Source organism: Flavobacterium sp. YJ01, assembly GCF_029320955.1.
GTDB lineage: Bacteria > Bacteroidota > Bacteroidia > Flavobacteriales > Flavobacteriaceae > Flavobacterium.
This window is the reverse complement of the sequence record NZ_CP119757.1, coordinates 3,487,486-3,506,792: the sequence shown is the minus strand read 5'-3', so window position 1 is coordinate 3,506,792 and position 19,307 is coordinate 3,487,486. Positions and strand designations below refer to the sequence as shown.

General features: G+C 33.2%; 17 protein-coding genes. 11 read left to right on the top strand and 6 right to left on the bottom strand.

Annotated features, from left to right (window positions below; genetic code table 11):
* Positions 1 to 39: 39 nt before the first annotated feature.
* The 5 genes from P0R33_RS15335 to P0R33_RS15315 all read right to left on the bottom strand — a co-directional run bounded on the left by P0R33_RS15335 (position 40) and on the right by P0R33_RS15315 (position 6,195).
* Positions 40 to 2,184 carry a S46 family peptidase gene (locus P0R33_RS15335; RefSeq protein ID WP_276172044.1) on the bottom strand — a complete coding sequence of 715 codons (2,145 nt, stop codon included), beginning with the start codon at positions 2,182 to 2,184 and terminating at the stop codon, positions 40 to 42.
* Positions 2,185 to 2,421: 237 nt separating this feature from the next.
* Positions 2,422 to 3,423 (bottom strand): GTPase ObgE, encoded by a 1,002-nt coding sequence (gene obgE / locus P0R33_RS15330; protein WP_276172043.1) that lies wholly within the window; start codon positions 3,421 to 3,423, stop codon positions 2,422 to 2,424.
* Positions 3,424 to 3,525: 102 nt separating this feature from the next.
* Positions 3,526 to 4,749: a hemolysin family protein gene (locus P0R33_RS15325; protein WP_276172042.1), complete on the bottom strand. Its 1,224-nt coding sequence runs from the start codon at positions 4,747 to 4,749 to the stop codon at positions 3,526 to 3,528.
* A gap of 276 nt (positions 4,750 to 5,025) precedes the next feature.
* Positions 5,026 to 5,598, bottom strand: a complete 573-nt coding sequence (locus tag P0R33_RS15320; RefSeq protein ID WP_276172041.1) for an adenylate kinase — start codon at positions 5,596 to 5,598, stop codon at positions 5,026 to 5,028.
* A 66-nt stretch (positions 5,599 to 5,664) separates the two neighbouring features.
* Positions 5,665 to 6,195, bottom strand: a complete 531-nt coding sequence (locus P0R33_RS15315) for a phosphoribosyltransferase family protein (protein ID WP_276172040.1) — start codon at positions 6,193 to 6,195, stop codon at positions 5,665 to 5,667.
* A 186-nt stretch (positions 6,196 to 6,381) separates the two neighbouring features.
* On the opposite strand from P0R33_RS15315, the gene P0R33_RS15310 reads away from it, so the two are divergent.
* The 9 genes from P0R33_RS15310 to P0R33_RS15270 all read left to right on the top strand — a co-directional run bounded on the left by P0R33_RS15310 (position 6,382) and on the right by P0R33_RS15270 (position 16,051).
* A complete protein-coding gene (locus P0R33_RS15310) occupies positions 6,382 to 7,665 on the top strand; it encodes a sorbosone dehydrogenase family protein (protein WP_276172039.1) in 1,284 nt (427 codons plus the stop codon).
* Positions 7,666 to 7,883: 218 nt separating this feature from the next.
* On the top strand, positions 7,884 to 9,986 hold the full coding sequence (locus P0R33_RS15305) for a TonB-dependent receptor (protein WP_276172038.1): 2,103 nt from the start codon (positions 7,884 to 7,886) through the stop codon (positions 9,984 to 9,986).
* Positions 9,987 to 10,012: 26 nt separating this feature from the next.
* Positions 10,013 to 10,564, top strand: a complete 552-nt coding sequence (locus tag P0R33_RS15300; RefSeq protein WP_276172037.1) for a hypothetical protein — start codon at positions 10,013 to 10,015, stop codon at positions 10,562 to 10,564.
* 226 nt (positions 10,565 to 10,790) lie between these two features.
* A complete protein-coding gene (locus tag P0R33_RS15295) occupies positions 10,791 to 11,945 on the top strand; it encodes a 5-(carboxyamino)imidazole ribonucleotide synthase (RefSeq protein ID WP_276172036.1) in 1,155 nt (384 codons plus the stop codon).
* 103 nt (positions 11,946 to 12,048) lie between these two features.
* Positions 12,049 to 12,534, top strand: coding sequence for a 5-(carboxyamino)imidazole ribonucleotide mutase (gene purE, locus P0R33_RS15290; protein WP_012022518.1), 486 nt, complete (start codon positions 12,049 to 12,051; stop codon positions 12,532 to 12,534).
* Positions 12,535 to 12,693: 159 nt separating this feature from the next.
* Positions 12,694 to 12,921: a hypothetical protein gene (locus P0R33_RS15285; protein WP_276172035.1), complete on the top strand. Its 228-nt coding sequence runs from the start codon at positions 12,694 to 12,696 to the stop codon at positions 12,919 to 12,921.
* Positions 12,921 to 13,208, top strand: a complete 288-nt coding sequence (locus tag P0R33_RS15280; protein WP_276172034.1) for a type II toxin-antitoxin system RelE/ParE family toxin — start codon at positions 12,921 to 12,923, stop codon at positions 13,206 to 13,208. The genes P0R33_RS15285 and P0R33_RS15280 overlap by 1 nt, the downstream gene beginning before the upstream one ends.
* A gap of 36 nt (positions 13,209 to 13,244) precedes the next feature.
* Entirely contained in the window at positions 13,245 to 15,272 is a 2,028-nt protein-coding gene (locus P0R33_RS15275) for a M3 family metallopeptidase (protein WP_276172033.1), read from the top strand.
* A 119-nt stretch (positions 15,273 to 15,391) separates the two neighbouring features.
* Positions 15,392 to 16,051: an ElyC/SanA/YdcF family protein gene (locus P0R33_RS15270; protein ID WP_276172032.1), complete on the top strand. Its 660-nt coding sequence runs from the start codon at positions 15,392 to 15,394 to the stop codon at positions 16,049 to 16,051.
* Positions 16,052 to 16,245: 194 nt separating this feature from the next.
* On the opposite strand, the gene P0R33_RS15265 is transcribed toward P0R33_RS15270, so the two are convergent.
* Positions 16,246 to 17,508 (bottom strand): sodium:proton antiporter, encoded by a 1,263-nt coding sequence (locus P0R33_RS15265; RefSeq protein ID WP_276172030.1) that lies wholly within the window; start codon positions 17,506 to 17,508, stop codon positions 16,246 to 16,248.
* Between the two features lie 137 nt (positions 17,509 to 17,645).
* On the opposite strand from P0R33_RS15265, the gene P0R33_RS15260 reads away from it, so the two are divergent.
* Together P0R33_RS15260 and P0R33_RS15255 are read left to right on the top strand one after the other, a co-directional pair.
* The gene (locus P0R33_RS15260) at positions 17,646 to 18,149 is read left to right on the top strand and encodes a MarR family transcriptional regulator (protein ID WP_129054171.1); all 504 of its coding nucleotides are present in this window, start codon (positions 17,646 to 17,648) and stop codon (positions 18,147 to 18,149) included.
* 400 nt (positions 18,150 to 18,549) lie between these two features.
* Positions 18,550 to 19,290: a DUF2071 domain-containing protein gene (locus P0R33_RS15255; RefSeq protein ID WP_276172028.1), complete on the top strand. Its 741-nt coding sequence runs from the start codon at positions 18,550 to 18,552 to the stop codon at positions 19,288 to 19,290.
* Positions 19,291 to 19,307: the final 17 nt, after the last annotated feature.

Sequence of the window (19,307 nt, the reverse complement as noted above, 5' to 3'; positions counted from 1 at the left end):
AAAACCTGTGGGGTTTGATATTTATAATGAGAACTTCGATTATTTAGCAATCGTCAATTCGTCGATAATGTTTTTAGCACCAGCGTATTTGTCGATAATCCAAAGTACGTAACGAATATCAACGTTGATCGTTCTTTGTAAATTAGAATCAAAAATAACGTCACCGGCCATCGCTTCGATGTTTCCGTCAAAAGCAATTCCGATTAACTCTCCTTTTCCGTTAATAACTGGAGAACCAGAATTTCCTCCTGTAATGTCATTATCCGTTAAAAAGTTTACTGGCATATATCCTGCTTTATCAGCATACTGCCCGAAATCTTTTTTCTTGTTCAATTCTAATAAACGAGCTGGCAAGTCAAATTCCTGATCTCCTGCTTTGTATTTTTTAACCATACTTTCCATTGTTGTATAGTTATTGATTTTAGCATCATTACGAGGATCTGCAGGTAAAGCACGAACTTTTCCGTAAGTCAATCTCAAAGTAGAGTTTGCATCTGGATATTGAATCGCGTTTAATTTTGATTCTCTCAAACCTTCAACCAATTTACGGAAAGCCGTTGCAAAACCGTCATCAGCTTTTGCTTGATCATCTGTTTTTGAACGATATTTAGTCATCAAATCATTAGAAATAATATACAAAGGATCATGTGTAATTGCTACAGGTTTCGGATCTGCTAAAAATGCTACTATTTTTTCTTTTGATGTAAAGTAACTTTGCTCAGTTGCTTTTGCTATATCAGCCGTAAAGTCACCATTATTAGCTGTTTTCATTTTTGCAATTTCTGGAGCAAGTCCGTACTCAGCAGCTTTTGAAGCGTATAAATTCAATTGAGCCGTTAAAACATCTTTTTCTAATGGAGCGTAAAATTCACCATAGATTGCCTCAACCATTGCATTGATTTTAGGAAGCATTTCTGCTTTCTTTGCATCATTTTCTTTGTAGTATGCAATTAAAGCATTTCCTAAACTAGCAGGTCCGCTTGCATAACTAGAAGTACGTAAAAGTTGTGTCAAATAATTATCGTGACGCGCTTTTAAGTTTGTTTCTCTGTAATAATCGTTGATTGTCGGAATTACATTTTCGTATTTTTCTTTATTTGCAGGTTTGCTTGCCCACTCATAAAATTTATCTTCTTGCGCCGCTTTAGTATCAACCGTTCCTGCTTTTGTTAAAGCATCGATCATACCTTGACGGTTTTTCCAGTAATTTGCCGTAGAAGCATATTTAGAAGCGTACTGTAAACGAACAGTTGCATCTTTATCCATATACTTTTTCATTACATCCATTCCTGTTTTCGCACCTTCAACCCACGCAGGGTAAGCATATTTAATATTTTGCTCGATTCCACCAGCTGGCATCCAACGGTTTGTTCTTCCTGGATATCCTAAAATCATTGCAAAATCATTTTCTTTTACACCTTTTAAACTAACTGGTAAATGATGTTTTGGTTTTAAAGGCACATTGTCTTTCGAATATGCAGCAGGATTTCCGTCTTTATCAGCATAAACTCTAAACATAGAGAAATCCCCTGTTTGGCGAGGCCATTCCCAGTTGTCTGTATCTCCACCAAATTTACCAACGCTTTCAGGAGGAGTTCCAACTAAACGAACGTCTGTGTAATCTTGGTAAACAAAATAGTAATATTCATTTCCTTGAAAGAAAGGGCGAACAGAAACTGTATATTTTCCGTTTTCGCTATTTTCTTTTTCGATCAAAGCGATTTCTTGCTGAATGATTTTGTTTCTTTCAGTTTCTGTCATTGTATCATTTACTTTAGACAAAATTCTTTTAGAAACGTCATCCATACGAACGAAGAAACGAACAAATAAAGATTTAGGTTTCAGTTCTTCTGAACGATTTTTTGCCCAAAAACCATTTTTCAAATGATTTTGTTCTGCAGTTGAAAGTTCTGCAATCGCACTGTATCCGCAGTGATGATTAGTCAATACCAATCCGCTGTTTGAAACGATTTCTGCTGTACATCCACCATTGAATTGTACAATCGCATCTTTTAAACTATGATTATTGATACTGTAAATTTCTTCGGCTGTCAATTGCAAGCCCATTTTTTCCATATCTCTATGGTTCAATCTTTCGATAAACATCAAAAACCACATTCCTTCATCGGCTCTCATTGGGAAAGCCATAAGGCACATGGTCAAGAATAAAATTACTTTTTTCATGTTATTTTGTTTAAGTGATGCGAATATAACTCATATTTATAATTATTCCGCTCAAAACAAATCCAAAATTGCACATGTTTTCGCTTTTTTAGCCTTTTATTAAGAATTTAACATTGTTTTTAAAAAAGAAAGGCGTTCTAAAATAGAACGCCTTTCTTTTTTAAAAGTTACTAAGCTACTAAGTTTCTAAGAGTCTAAGTTTTTTCTTTGAACTTAGTAGATTAGAAACTTAGAACTTTATTCGTTAAGCATTTTCCAAAGTCTGTCTTTCAAATCTGTCAAACCCTGCTGTGCAACAGATGAAATAAACATATAAGGAATGCCATTAAACGAAACATCTAATTCTGATTTCAATTCTGCTTTTAGTTCATCGTCTAACATATCGCATTTTGAAATAACAACAAGACGTTCTTTATCTAACATTTCCGGATTGTATTTCGTCAATTCATTCACCAAAATATCATATTCTGCTTTGATATCAGCGGTATCAACTGGAATTAAAAATAATAAAGTTGAGTTACGCTCAATATGACGCAAGAAATAATGCCCAAGACCTTTTCCTTCTGCAGCGCCTTCAATAATTCCAGGAATATCGGCAATTACAAAAGATTGAAAATCTCTATAAGCCACAATTCCTAAATTTGGTTTTAAAGTCGTAAAAGGATAATCTGCAATTTTTGGTTTTGCTGAAGTTAAAACAGATAATAAAGTAGATTTTCCTGCATTTGGGAAACCAACTAAACCAACATCTGCCAGAACTTTAAGTTCTAGAATAACGTCCATTTCTATTCCAAGCAAACCTGGCTGCGCATAACGAGGCGTTTGATTTGTCGAACTTCTAAAATGCCAGTTCCCTAAACCTCCTTTTCCTCCTCTTGCAAGAATTTGTTTTTCTCCGTGTTCCGTAATTTCAAAAAGTGTTTCTCCCGTTTCTTTGTCTTTTACAACAGTTCCTAATGGCACTTCAATAATTTTATCTTCTCCGTCTGCTCCTGTACTACGATCTCCACCGCCATCTCCACCGTGTCCAGCTTTAATGTGACGAGCAAACTTTAAGTGAAATAATGTCCAAAGTCCTTTATTTCCAACTAAATATACATGTCCTCCACGACCTCCATCTCCTCCGTCTGGACCACCTTTTTCAATAAATTTCTCTCTATGTAAATGCGTAGATCCTTTTCCTCCTTTTCCGGAAGAAACATATATCTTAACGTAATCTACAAAATTCCCTTCTGTCATTTTCTTTGTTTATGTAAAGTTTCAGGTTTCAGGTTTCAAGTTTCAGGTTATTGCGCTACGCAAACCTGAAACCTGAAACTTTAAACTTGAAACAAATTCTCTTTACTCTTTAAGCGCTTTAACAAGCACTTTATCAATTTTTACACCGTCCATGTCGACAACTTCTAAAACGAATTTCTGCCAAACTAGTTTCTCTCCTTCTTTTGGAATATGTGAAAGCTCCGTCATAATCATTCCGCTTACGGTGTTTACTTCGTAATCGTTTGTCAATTCGTCTAACTCAAAATAAGTTAAGAAATCATGTAACGAATAATGTCCATCAACCAGCCATGAGCCGTCTTCTCTTTCTATAAGCTGAAATTCGTCTTTATAGAATTCTGCTGCATCTCCAACTAAAGCTTCCAAAATGTCATTCAAAGTAATCAAACCTTGAAAAACGCCATATTCATCAGAAACTAATGCATAATGAACTCCTGTTTTTTTGAAATTTTCTAAAGCTTTATAAGCTGTAGTTTGTTCCATTAAATAAGGCGCATCAGACATGATTGCAGATAAATCAAAATTATCTTTTTCGACATTCGCGAAAATATTTTTAAGTGTTACCACTCCAACAATATCATCGTAATTATCATTGTAAACTGGATAAACTGCATGAAGATCTTGAACTACTAATTCTTTGATCTTCTCTTTATCTGCTTTTAATGGCAGCATGTCTACCGACTTGCGGTGCGTCATTAAAGAATTTACTTTTCGATCTCCAATATGAAAAACACGTTCCACGATATCTTGTTCAATTTCTTGAACTTCTCCTACTTCTGTTCCTTCTTTAATGATGGCTTTAATTTCTTCCTCAGTGACTTTTCCATCAGCAGTTGGTTTTATCTGAAAAACATTCAATAAAAAATCTGTGGATGAAGTTAATAACCAAATAAATGGCGCCGTAATAATTGAAATTACTTTCATTGGCATCGCCACCATTTTAGCAATAGCTTCTGGATAATTTAATCCGATTCGTTTTGGAAGCAATTCTCCCAAAACCAATGAGAAAAAAGTTAAAACTACAACTACAATTCCAACAGCAATTGAGTGCGCATAAGGTTTAAGAGCAGCAAAACCTGCCACAAAAAGTTCTACATCAGCAGTGATTTTGTCACCAGAATAAATACCGGTTAAAATTCCGATTAAGGTAATTCCGATTTGAACTGTTGATAAAAACTTGTTTGGGGAATTAGCTAAATCAAGTGCTGTTTTTGCACTTTTATTGCCTTTTTTCGCCGCCGTTTCAAGTCTGTTTTTACGCGCCGAAATCAATGCGATTTCAGACATGGAGAAAACTCCGTTTAAGAGAATTAGAAAAAATATAATTAGTATTTCCAATTGATAGGGGATTCGTTATAAAATGGTCTAGTTAAATGCAATTTGTACTCAATTCATTATAGCCCAGATGGAAGTGAAAAGCCCACAGCTAAAAAAACTAAATTTTCCTGCCAGAAAACAGTCGACTCCCGATGCATCGGGATAAGCTCGTTTTATGGTTTGGAAAAATAGTTTTTTTAGCGTCCCGATAGCTATCGGGATTTCACGTACAGCTGGAAAAAGCTTCTACAAATTATCTATAACTGACGTTAAGCGCTCTGTAATTTGTTCAATAGTTCCGATACCGTCTACGGCGTGAAACTTGTTTTGTTCTTTATAATATCCAATAAGAGGAGCTGTTTTCTCATTGTATTCTTGATATCTTACACGAATTTTTTCTTCGTCTTGATCGTCAGCTCTTCCGCTTGTTTTTCCTCTTTCTAATAAACGTGCTACCAAAATCTCATCGTCTGCTTCTAAAGCGATTGTTGCTGTTACACTAGACCCGATTGTTGGTAAAAATTTATCTAAAGCCTCAGCTTGGTTGATTGTTCTTGGGTAACCGTCGAATAAAAATCCTGCTGTGTTTGGGTGTTTTTTTACCTCATCAATTAACATTGCAGTTGTTACTTCGCACGGAACTAATTCTCCATTGTCCATAAAAACTCTTGCTTTTTTTCCTAGTTCAGTATCATTTTTTAAATTGAAACGAAAAATATCTCCAGTTGAAAGGTGTGTTAAATTGTATTTTTCTTTTAAAAATTCTGCCTGAGTTCCTTTTCCTGCACCAGGCTTTCCAAATAAAACGATGTTAATCATAATTGAAATGAGTGTTGTTACTTCTGTCTTTCAGAAGTTTTAAAATGAATATTTAGTTGTGTTTTGTTATTCTGCTAATTTGTAAATCTCAGTTAAGTTTCGTCCTAAACCATCGTAGTCCAAACCATAACCAACAATAAATTTGTTTGGAATTCTGATTCCGATATAATCTATTTTTATGTCTTTTTTATAAGCTTCTGGCTTAAAAAATAATGTTGCAATTTTAAAATGCTTTACATTTTGTGCTTTAAACAAGTGTTTCAATTCTTCAATTGTGTTTCCTGTATCGATAATATCTTCAATAACAATTACCGTTCTGCCAGACAAATCTTGGTTAATTCCGATTAATTCTTTAACCGAATTTGTCGTTTCAGTTCCTTCATACGAAGCCATTTTTATAAATGAAACCTCACATTGTTTTTTATATTTTTTAAGAAAATCTGACACCACCATAAAAGCGCCATTCAAAACTCCAATAAAAATTGGTGTATCATCTCCAAAATCATCCTCTACCTGAGCCACCATTTTAGTTAAAGCAAAATCAATTTCTTTAGCCGAAATAAACGGAACAAATTGTTTATCGTGAAGTTGTATCATTATTTTTAAATTTAAAATAATGGACAAAGATACAGAATTACAACTTAACTGCTTCTATCAAAATGGACTGTATCGCGATATTTTTTAAGAATGTTAAATATCAGTTAATAATTACAAATTACTTTTTGATGCTGTTTTTAATTTCAGTAAATTGTTGTTAAATAATTATTTAACTCCAAAAAACCAATGAAAAAATCCTTACCGCTATTTTCAGTAGCATTATTAGCATTGATTACTTCCTGCAATGGGCAAGTAAAAAAGGAAGAAAAAGAAGCGCTGGCCAAACAACCTGGGAATGTTGTAAAAACAGCAATTGGAAATATTACGCTTCCTCCGCCCTACGCAACCGAATCAAAAACAAAGAATAGCAAAGTTATAGGCTGGCCAGAAGGCAAAACACCAAAAGCGCCAGAAGGTTTTACAGTTACAAAATTTGCAGACGGATTTGAGAATCCGCGTTGGAGTTATATAGGTCCAAACAATGATATTTTTGTTGTTGAAAGCGGAACTAGAACAAGCAAAAATCAAATTATAGTTTTGCGTGACAATGATAAAGACGGAAAATATGAAACTCGCGAAGTTTTTATTTCTGGTTTAAACAGACCTTTAGGAATGTTAATTTTAAAAGACTTCTTTTATATTGCAAATACCGATGGACTTTACCGTTACCCTTATAAAAATGCACCTTTAAAATTAGAAACTAAAGGAACTAAAATTGTTGAACTGCCAGCTGGCGGATACAACAATCACTGGACAAGAAGTTTGCTCGCTAATCCTGAAGGAACAAAAATTTATATTGGTGTTGGTTCAGGAAGTAATGTTGGTGAAAACGGAATGGATAAAGAAATTCGCCGTGCTGCAATTTTAGAAATCAATCCTGATGGAACTGGCGAAAAAATTTATGCCGAAGGTCTTAGAAATCCAATGGGAATGGATTGGAATCCTGCCAATAAAAAAGAACTTTGGACAGCGGTAAATGAAAGAGATGAACTTGGCGACGACTTAGTTCCAGATTATATTACGAGTGTAAAAAGAGGCGGTTTTTATGGATGGCCTTATTCGTATTTTGGAAGCATTCCTGATCCAAGATGGAAAGGGAAAGGCGAACGAAAAGATTTGATAGAAAAAGCTATTGTTCCAGATGTTCCAGTTGGTGCTCACACAGCTTCTTTGGGATTGGCTTTTTACACAAAAGATGCTTTTCCAGCAAAATATAAAAATGGGGCTTTTGTAGGTCAGCATGGTTCTTGGAATCGATCTGTAATTTCAGGTTATAAAGTCTTATTTGTTCCTTTTAAAGATGGAAAGCCTTCGGGAAAACCAGAAGATTTTTTAACTGGCTTTATTTCTGATAATGATAAAGCCGAAGTTTACGGACGTCCAGTTGCGGTTACTGTTATGAATGATGGATCGCTTTTGGTAAATGATGATAGCGGAAATACGATTTGGAAAGTAACTGCGAAGAAATAAAATTTTAAAATTCCAAAATAGAAATTCCAAATTCCAAAATTTAAAAAGATTTTAAACACATAGGAACATAGATTTTTTGCATTTAAAAGTTGATTTTAAGAAAACTCGTTTTCACACATAGTTGCTATGTGTATTTAGATTAAGTGAAACGCCTTTTTTGCCTCAATCAATGCTATGTTTCTATGTGTTAAAATTATTTACATCATAATTTCATCTGTATGATTTCTAAAAAATATTTTCTTCTTCTTTCTGTTCTTTTTATTTCTAGAAATAGTTTAGCACAGGAAAAAGAAGTCCAAAATATTGATTCTACCAAAACTCAAAAACTAAACGAAGTTTTAATTAGTCCGCTTCATATTAATCGAGATTTGCAAAAAAGCCCCGCCTCTATTGGTGTTTTATCCGAGAAAGAATTGCTTCGAAATAACACGACAGATATTAGCAATGTCATTAATACGATTCCGGGTGTTTTTATGCAATCTTCAAATATTACGACAACCCGAATTTCGATTCGCGGAATTGGCGCGAGAACTCCATACGGAACCAATAAAATTAGAGCATTCTATGGAAGTATCCCTTTGACTTCTGGAAATAGCGAAACGGTTATTGACGATATTGATCTTCAAAACATCAATCAGATTGAAATTATAAAAGGACCGCTTTCGAGTGTTTACGGCGCAGGTTTGGGCGGTGCAATTTTAATTTCGCCTCAAACTTTAAAAAAAGGAAATTATAAAGCCGAAGTAAGTTCTGTTTTTGGTTCTTACGGATTATTGAAAAATAGAATTTCTTTTGATTTGAATGAAAAAGAATCTTCTTTAAATCTGAGCTATCACAATTTAAAAACCGATGGTTGGCGCCAAAACAGTGCGTACAATCGCGAAGGAATTACACTCGGAGGAGAATTATTTCGAAAGAAAAACAGCAAATTGACTTACTTTTCTAATTATACTTATTTAAAAGCCTACATTCCAAGTTCGATTAATAAAACGACTTTCGAAAATAATCCGCAAGCGGGCGCACCGACTTGGGTTGCTTCAAAAGGATTCAAAGAATACAAATCAACTTTAGGCGGATTGGCTTATGATTTTTCAATTAATGAGAATTTAAAAAACTCGACTTCGATTTTTATCAACTATAAGGACAGCAACGAACCGCGTCCGTTTGATATTTTGCGTCAATATACTTTTGCAGCGGGCGTGCGAACTCAGTTTTCGGGAGATTTTAATATCGGAAAAATCAAAAATCAATTTATTGCTGGATTGGAATATTTCAGAGATAATTATAGCGGAAATACTTTTCAAAATCTTTATCAGCAAAATAATGGAAACGGAAGTTTACAAGGAGATCAACTTACGGCAACTGATCAAAAAAGGCATTTTTATAATGTTTTTTCGCAAATTAGAACTTTACTTTCCGACCAATTTGAAATTCAGGCAGGATTAAATTACAACAAAACCAAATTTGACCTTCAAAATGATTTTCCCGCTTCCGCGAATAATCCGAAGGAAAAATATAGTTATGACGGCATTTTTTCGCCTCAACTTTCGTTTTTATTTAAACCAAATGAAATTCGAACGTTTTACTTTTCTGTAAGCCGAGGATTTTCTCTTCCCGCAACCGAAGAAACTTTAACTTCAACAGGAAATATTAATCAAAACATTAAACCAGAAACGGGTTATAATTTTGAATTGGGTGGAAAACTTCATTTTTTCAATAAAAAATTATACACTCAAATTGCCGTTTACAGAATGGAAATTAAAGATTTATTGGTTGCTAAAAGAATTGGCGACGATCAATACGAAGGTGTAAATGCTGGGAAAACGTTTCATGAAGGAATCGAAATTTCATTAAATCACCATTGGTCAATAAATCGAATTTTCAATTTAAACTCTTACATCGGAACATCAATCGGAAAATATGAATTTAAAGAATTTGTCGATAACGGAAATGATTTTTCTGGAAACAAATTAACTGGAGTTCCTGCCAATACAGCAAGCGCAGGTTTCAATTTAAATACGAATTCAGGGTTTTACTTTTCAGCTGATTTTCAGTTCACAGATAAAATTCCAATGAATGATTCAAATGCTAATTTTTCAGATTCTTATTCTTTATTAAACTTAAAAACCGGATATCAATTTGAAATTTTATCAGGTTTAACAACACATCTAGATGCCGGAATTAATAATGTTATGAACGAAAAATACGCTTCGATGATTTTAACCAATGCAACTGGAGTTGGAAATGCAGCACCAAGATTTTACTATCCTGGATTGCCAGTAAATTATTACGGAATTATCTCATTAAATTACGTATTTTAGCTAAGTATTTAAATACTTGGAAGAAGATGCTGTCTGAATTACAAAAAAAACTGGATTATGTGAATGCTTATAGAGAAAACCGTCTCAAAGCTGCACAAGAAATTTTAGAGAATCAATCTCTTTTTGGTGAATTGGTTTCAATTTGCTTTTCGCCCGAAGACAAAAACAATCATAAAGCTTGCTGGATTTTAGAATTTGTTTCTTACGAAGAATTACATTGGCTTCAACCTCATCTTGATTTTTTCTGTTCTAATTTGAAAATATTAAAAGATGAAAGTTCGCTTCGGCCAATTGCAAAAGTAACTCAGCTTTTGGTAAAATCACATTATAAGAAAAACGAAAACGGCATTCATCTTTCAGAAGAAAATCTTCAAGATTGTATCGAAGCTTCTTTTGATTGGTTAATTAACGATACAAAAGTCGCTACAAAAGCGTACTCTATTCGAACTTTATATGTTTTAGGAAATTATTACGACTGGATTCATCCCGAACTAAAAGTGATTATTGATAAAGATTTCGCAAATCATTCTGCCGCTTACAAAGCTGTTGCCAAAGAAGTTTTGAAGAAAATAAAATAGGTTTTAGTTGCCACGAATTACACTAATTTCCACGAATTTTTTCTTTAATTCGATTTAAACTAATTAGTAACAAACAAAAAATCCTTTTTAATCCTTTTAATCTGTGGCAAAACTAAAAAAAACAATTCGTGGAAATTAGTGTAATTCGTGGCAGAAAAAACTTGAACACAACGAAATTTTGGCTAAAAAAAGATTAAAAGGTATCTTTGCAAAAACACAACACAAAATGAATTATTTTTCTTCTGATTTTAAATTAGGAATATTAGGCGGCGGACAATTAGGCAAAATGCTTTTGTCTGACACCAGAAAATTTGACATCCAAACTTATGTTTTAGATCCAAGTGACGAAGCACCAAGTAAAATTGCCTGCAACAAATTCTTTCAAGGCGATTTAATGGATTATGAAACGGTTTACAACTTCGGAAAACAAGTCGATGTTTTGACTTTTGAAATCGAATTGGTAAATCTTGAAGCTTTAACGCAATTAGAAAACGAAGGCGTAAAAGTATATCCGTCTCCAAAAACCTTAAAAGGAATTCAGAATAAAGGAACTCAAAAAGATTTTTATGCAGAAAGCAATATTCCGACCGCAGCATATTTACGATTTGAAAGTCCGCTACATTTGCAAAAATCAGTTGGAAATAACGAAATCACAATTCCATTTGTATGGAAATGCACTGAATTTGGTTACGACGGAAATGGCGTAAAAGTTATTCGTCAGATTTCAGACATGGATGATTTACCAAATGTAGAATGTATTGCAGAAACAATGGTTCCGTTCAAAAACGAATTGGCGGTAATTGTAGTTAGAAATCCATCGGGAGAAATTAAAACCTATCCCGTTGTAGAAATGGAATTTCACCCAGAAGCAAACCAAGTTGAATACGTAATCTGCCCAGCCAGAATTGATGAAAAAGTAGCAGAAAAAGCCAGAGCAATTGCTTTAAACGTTTCAGAAAAGTTCAATCACGTTGGACTTTTGGCTGTTGAAATGTTTCAAACCAATGAAGATGAAATTTTGGTAAACGAAGTTGCTCCTCGCCCACACAATTCTGGACATTATTCTATTGAAGCAAGTTATACTTCACAATTCGAAAATCATTTACGCGCTATTTTAGATCTTCCGTTAGGAAACACAGACAGTAAAGTTGCCGGAATTATGGTAAATTTAGTGGGTGCTGAAGGATTTTCTGGAGACGTAGTTTACGAAAACATCGAAACAATTTTAGGATGGGATGGCGTTACACCTCATATTTACGGAAAAAAACAAACGCGTCCGTTTAGAAAAATGGGACACGTGACAATCGTAAATGAAAACATGCAGGAAGCGAGACGAATTGCACAGGAAGTTAAGAATACTATTAAAGTGATTTCTCAATAGTTTTCAGTCGCAGTGACAGTATTCAGTTAAAACTAAACAAAGAGTGTTTACAGTTTCCAACAACTTGAAACTTTAAACCTGAAACAAAACAAATAAAAAACAAATGAGCAAAGTAGCCATTATAATGGGAAGCATCTCAGACATGCCAGTTATGCAGGATGCAATCGACATATTAAAACAATTTAATGTAGAAGTTGAAGTAGATATCGTTTCGGCACATAGAACGCCAGAGAAATTATTCGATTTCAGTAAAAATGCACATACTCGCGGTATTTCGGTAATTATTGCTGGTGCGGGGGGTGCAGCGCATTTACCTGGAATGGTGGCTTCTATGTCTCCACTTCCTGTAATTGGAGTTCCTGTAAAATCAAGTAATTCTATTGATGGCTGGGATTCCGTATTATCAATTCTGCAAATGCCGGGCGGTGTTCCAGTTGCAACGGTTGCTTTAAACGGTGCAAAAAACGCCGGAATTTTAGCGGCACAAATCATCGGAAGCCACGATAAAAAAGTTTTAGACACTATCATTTCTTATAAAGAAGAATTGAAAGCGGCTGTTAATAAAGCGGCTGAAGGTTTGAAAAAGTAATTTCGCAGAGATACACGAAGAAGACACAGAGCTGCACAAAATTTTTGTGAATCTCTGTGTTTTTTCTTTGAGCTTCTTTGTGAAATATGCCTTTAGAATTATTAACGATTCATTATAAAAATTTCTAAAAGAAAAACTTAACTTTGAGAAAAAAGCAAAATGAACATTCAAACTTCTAAAATAGAACTCGCTAAAATTGTTTTAGACATTGATAACCCTGATTTAATTCAGGAAATTGTTGACTTTATCCAATCTAAAGAAAGCCTTTCCGAAGAGCTAAAAAGCAATATAAATGAGGCTATTTATTCTTTAGATCATAATGAAGGTATTCAACATGATGTTGTTATGGAAGAAACCAAAAATCGTTATTCAAAATATTTTAAATAATGAATGTAATTTGGGCTCCACAAGCTAAAAAAGACTTTTGGAACAACATTGATTATTTAGAAGCAGAATGGTCTGAAAAAGTTGCTCTTGGATTCATCGAAAAAGTAAATACCACAATAGAACTTTTAAAAAATGACAATGTTTTATTTATAAAAACAAACTTCAAAAGCGTTTATAAAATTGTCATTACCAAACATATTTCACTTTATTATCGTATCGAAAACACTAATTTAGAATTACTTCGCTTTTGGAATACTTTTCAGGATACGAAGAAATTCAAATTATGATTTTCTAATTTTATATTTTTAAACAGCATAAACAACATGAGCGTTTTAACACAATACTTCAATACCAAACATAACACCGCACCTTTTTCGCAAATTAAAATCGAAGATTATGTTCCTGCTTTCAACGAAGGAATTGCTTTGGCTAAAGCCGAAATTGATGCAATCGTAAATAATCCAGATGCACCGACTTTTGAAAACACCATTGTCGCAATGGATTTTTCGGGTGATATTTTAGATCGTCTTTCGAGTATTTTCTTCAATTTGAATTCGGCTGAAACGAATGACGAAATGCAGAAAATTGCTCAGGAAGTTTCGCCTTTACTTTCAGAATTTGGAAATGACATTCGTTTGAATGCTGATTTATTTGCAAAAGTAAAAGCGGTTTACGAGCAAAAAGAAAGTTTAGGTTTAAATCCTGAACAAACGACTTTATTAGATAAAAAATACAAAAGCTTCTCCAGAAACGGAGCTAATTTGCCGGAAGACAAGAAAAATCAATTACGGGAAATCGACAAAGAATTATCGAAATTGAGTTTGCAGTTCGGCGAAAATGTTTTGGCAGAAACCAATAATTTCGAATTACATTTGACTGATGAAAAAGATCTTTCTGGATTGCCAGAAGGTACAATCGAAGCGGCAAGATTATTAGCTAAAAACCAAGAAAAAGAAGGCTGGATTTTCACTTTAGATCATCCAAGTTATGTTCCGTTTTTGACTTATGCTGATAATCGCGAATTGCGTAAGAAAATGGCAATTGCGTTTGGAGCAAAAGCATTTCAGAATAATGAATTCGACAATCAAGAAAATGTTTTAAAAATTGCCAAACTTCGTCATGAAAGAGCCAATTTATTAGGTTACAAAACACATGCACATTTTGTTCTGGAAGAAAGAATGGCCGAAAGTCCAGAGAAAGTTTTTTCTTTTTTGAATGATTTATTGGCAAAAGCCAAACCAGCGGCTCAAAAAGAATTTGCAGAATTAACTGCTTTCGCGAAAGAATTAGACGGAATCGAACAGTTAGAAAAATGGGACGGCGCTTATTATTCTGAAAAATTAAAACAACAGCTTTTTAATTTAGATGATGAAAAACTGAAACCTTATTTTCAATTAGAAAAAGTTTTAGACGGTGCATTTACCGTTGCCAAAAAATTATACGGTTTAACTTTTACCGAGGTTTTTGATATCGATAAATACCATGAAGAAGTTACCACTTACGAAGTAAAAGATGCTAATAACAATTTAGTTTCTATTTTCTACGCAGATTTCTTCCCAAGAAAAGGAAAAAGAAACGGCGCATGGATGACTTCATTCAAATCGCAATATGTAAAAGACGGCGTAAACGAAAGACCGCATATTTCGAACGTTTGTAATTTTACAAAACCAACTGAAACAAAACCATCTTTATTGACTTTTAATGAAGTAACCACTTTATTTCACGAATTTGGACACGGTTTACACGGAATGTTAGCAAATACGGTTTATCCAAGTTTATCTGGAACTTCTGTTTACTGGGATTTCGTAGAATTACCAAGTCAGATTATGGAGAATTGGTGTTACGAACCAGAAGCTTTGGCTTTGTTTGCGAATCATTATGAAACGGGAGAAATTATTCCGATTGAATATGTTCAAAAAATTAAAGAAAGTGCGAGTTTCCAAGAAGGTTTAGCAACGTTGCGTCAATTAAGTTTTGGATTGTTAGATATGGCATGGCACGGACAAGATCCAACTTCTATTACAGATTTAAAAGCTTTCGAAACGGAACAATTTGCTAACACGCAATTATATCCTGATGTAAAAGAAAATGCAATGAGTACAGCATTTTCTCATATTTTCCAAGGTGGTTATTCTTCTGGATATTACAGCTACAAATGGGCTGAAGTTCTGGATGCGGATGCTTTTGAATATTTCCATGAAAATGGAATTTTCAACGAAGAAATTGCTAAGAAATTCAAAGACAATGTTCTTTCAAAAGGAGGAACAGAACATCCTATGACTTTATACAAACGTTTTAGAGGTCAAGAACCAAAACCTGAAGCTTTGTTGAAAAGAGCAGGATTACTTTAATTTTAGATTTTAAAAATTAGATTTCAGATTATAACCGAAGCCGAAATGCTTCGGTTTTTTATTTGATTTTACTTTAGTTATCTTCGTATTTTTAAATCATAATCTTACAAATACAAGCCGTGAAAAAATATTTCAAAATAGCCCTTTATCTTGCAATTATTGGATTAATTGCTGCCGTTTCAGTAAATTACTATGTAAAATCTTCTACTAAGAAATACATTCATTATTCAATTAAAAAATTCCCTAAAAATGATGTCGGAATTATTTTTGGAGCTGGAATTAACGGAGATCAGCCAAGTAAATATTTAAAAGATCGTTTGGATGCCGGAATTATGCTTTGGAAAGCCAAACGCATCAATAAAATTTTACTTTCTGGAGATAACGGCCGTGAAGAATATGACGAATTAACGGTGATGAAAAACTACTGCTTTAATCATGGAGTTGATACCACAAAAATCTTTATTGATTATGCTGGTTTCGATACATATTCGACAATGTATCGTGCGAAACATATTTTCAAGATTAGAAAAGCGACTTTAATTTCGCAAGAATATCATTTGAATCGTGCGATTTACATCGGACAACAACTCGGAATTAAATCTGCTGGTTATTCTGCAAATCAAGGAGAATACTTGGGTTACAATTATGTTAAGTTTAGAGAATACGGTTCGGTTTTTAAATCTTTTTTTGATGTTTTGAGAAATCGTGAGCCTCATTTTTTAGGCGGAGAAATTAATATTAACGGAGAATCTAATTATTCTAAAGAAGATAAGCGATAAAAATATCAAATAAAAATATCGCTCCTCTGGAGCTTTTTTATATTGAAAACCATATTTCCTATAAATATTTTGCTCCGCTGGAGCATTAAAAAAATGGACTGCTTCAAAATTGAGTCAGTCCATTTTTAAGTTTTAAAATAAATTCTTTATTCTAGCATCTATTTTCTTTTCTCTCGATTCTTGATTCTATTTCTCTATTCCTTCTCCAAAACTCTTTTAGCTAATTTCCCAACGGTAAGTCCCTGTATAACAATTGAAAACAACACCACAATGTAAGTTACCTCCAAAAGCAGGTTTTTATATTCTCCTTCCGGCATAGAAAGTACCAAAGCAATAGAAACTCCACCGCGAATTCCTCCCCAAACCAAAACCATTAAAGATCCTTTATTATAAGCAGATCTGATTCCGAAGAATTTAAAGATATCGAAGAATTTCCACGGTAAAACTATAGAGGTTAATCTTGAAAAAAGCACAATAAAAATAGCTACAAAACCTGTCAGTAATTGTTTGTTCAAATCTGGAAGTAGCAATAATTCAAAACCAATAAAAAGGAATAAAACCGCATTTAAAATCTCATCGATCAGTTCCCAAAACTTACCTAGATAATCTTTGGTGACTTCACTCATGGCAACTTTTTTACCATAATTTCCAATAATCAATCCGGCAACAACCATTGCAAGCGGACTCGAAACGTGCAGACTTTGAGCAATTAAAAATCCTCCCGTTACGATAGAAAGTGTTATTAAAACCGAAACCTTATAATCGTCAATTTTCTTCATGACATTTGATGCAGTAAATCCGAAAACTGCTCCTAATAAAAGTCCGCCAATACCTTCTTTAGCAAAAAGCCAAGCGATAGAACCAAAACTCATATCAAATGTTGGATCGGTTGCTAATTTTAAAACAACAGCAAACATTACTACTGCTACTCCATCATTAAATAAAGATTCTCCAACAATTTTGGTTTCGATTCTTTTAGGAACTTTAGCTTCTTTTAGAACTCCTAAAACTACGATTGGATCGGTTGGTGAAATTAAGGTTCCAAAAACCAAACAAAATACATAAGGGATTTTTATTCCTAAAAGTGGTGCGATATAATAAAGCAGCATAGAAATGATTAAAGCCGATAAGACGACACTTACCGTCGAATAAATCATAATTGGAACTTTTTGTTCCTTAAGATCAGAAATATTTACGTGTAACGCTCCTGCGAATAAAAGAAAATTCAACATCGCTCCCATCAGGATTTCGTTGAAATCAAACTGTTTTATTAAATCAAAAAAATGTTTGGTGGTTGCAGGAAAATAAGAATCTCCTAAAAGACGAATTCCGACAGAAACTAACATCGCAATAATCATGATTCCGATGGTTCCTGGAAGTTTTAAAAATCTTAAATTTAAATAGGCGAAGAAAGAAGCCAATACAATAAGTATTGAAAAGGTGTAGTATAATTCCATAAATGTGATTTTTACAAAAATAGCTGTATCATCAGTTAATCAAAAATTTCAAGGTTTGAATTAACATAACTTTATAATTTGTTAAATAAGTTTCAATTATTTTTGAAAGTTTAAAAACTTTTACTTACATTTGAATTATGGAATTCAAAGAAGCAAAAAATAAGTTCGTACAAACTTGGGGAGCATTAGGTTCTCAGTGGGGAATTAATAAAACGATGGCGCAAATCCACGCTTTATTGATGGTTTCGAACGAACCTGTTTCTATGGAAGACATTATGGAAGAATTGCAAATTTCTCGTGGAAATGCAAGTATGAACCTTAGAGGTTTAATGGATTGGGGAATTGTCTATAAAGAATATAAAGCTGGCGAAAGAAAAGAATTTTTCACAGCAGAAAAAGATTTAGACGAACTGGCAGTAAAAATTTCCAGAGAAAGAAGTAAAAGAGAAATCAAACCAACGCTGAAAATCTTAAAAGAAGTTTCGACTATTGAAGCAAAAGATTCGGCAGAAGAAAAACATTTTGTAGATCAAACTACTAAATTGTATGATTTCGTTTTAAAAGCAGATAATATGCTGGATAAAATGACTGAATTTAATGATAACTGGTTGGGAAAATTAGTTATAAAAATGATGAAGTAAATCTTCAAACTAAAAAAATTTAATTCAAACTTTCAATTATTTCTGAAAGTTTAAAATAATCAATAACTATAAAAAACATTAATTACTTCAATTATTTTTTTGTTGGATTCCCATTATTCTTCTGTTTGCTCGCAACATTTAACATTGGCTTTATATCAATTGCAATGCTTGCACTAATACCTATTGGAATATTTCAAGTAATTATTGGAATAAAAATGTTAGTTAATGAACCTCAAGATAAAAATCTTAAAATATATGTAGTGAGTGTTTTTCTTTTCTTCATTTCCCTTGTAGTGATTTCTAAATTGGAGTTATATAATTTTTTAAACTATATACTATTCGGAGTACCTCCTATACTAGCCTTTTATCTATCAATATTAATCTATAAAAAAGCTCACCAATGAACTTCTTAAAAGCAGAATGGAAAAATTTAGCACTTTTCAATTATGAAGTTGATGCTAAAATTTTAGAAAAATATCTCCCAGCAGGAACTGAGATTGATATTTGGAACAACAAATGTTACGTCAGTTTGGTCGGATTTATGTTTAAAAACACCAAAGTTTTAGGATTGAAAGTTCCTTTTCATGTCAATTTTGAAGAAGTGAATTTGAGATTTTATGTAAAACGTTTCGAAAATGGAGAATGGAAACGCGGTGTGGTTTTTATTAAAGAAATTGTTCCTAAAAAAGCAATCACTTTTATTGCTAATACTTTGTATCAGGAACATTATGAAACTCAGAAAATGAGACATGAAATCATTGAAAATATAAATACAAATACTTTTATTTATCAATGGAAAAATTGTAAAGAATGGAATACCATTGAAATTGAAACTAAAAGAAATTTAAGCAAAATCGAAATTGATTCTGAAGCCGAATTTATTACCGAACATTATTTCGGATATACTAAAATTGACGAAGAAAAAACTTTTGAATATGAAGTTACGCATCCAAGATGGAAACAATTTGAAGTTTTAAATCATCGAATTGATATTGATTTCGAAAAAAATTATGGAAGCGATTTTGGATTTCTTCAAACTCAAAAACCAACTTCAGTTTTCTTAGCAGAAGGCTCAAAAATCACGGTTAAAAACAAAAGAAAAATTGAGTTGATTTCTACAGAAGAAAAATTATACGCTTAAAACTATTCATCTTTAAA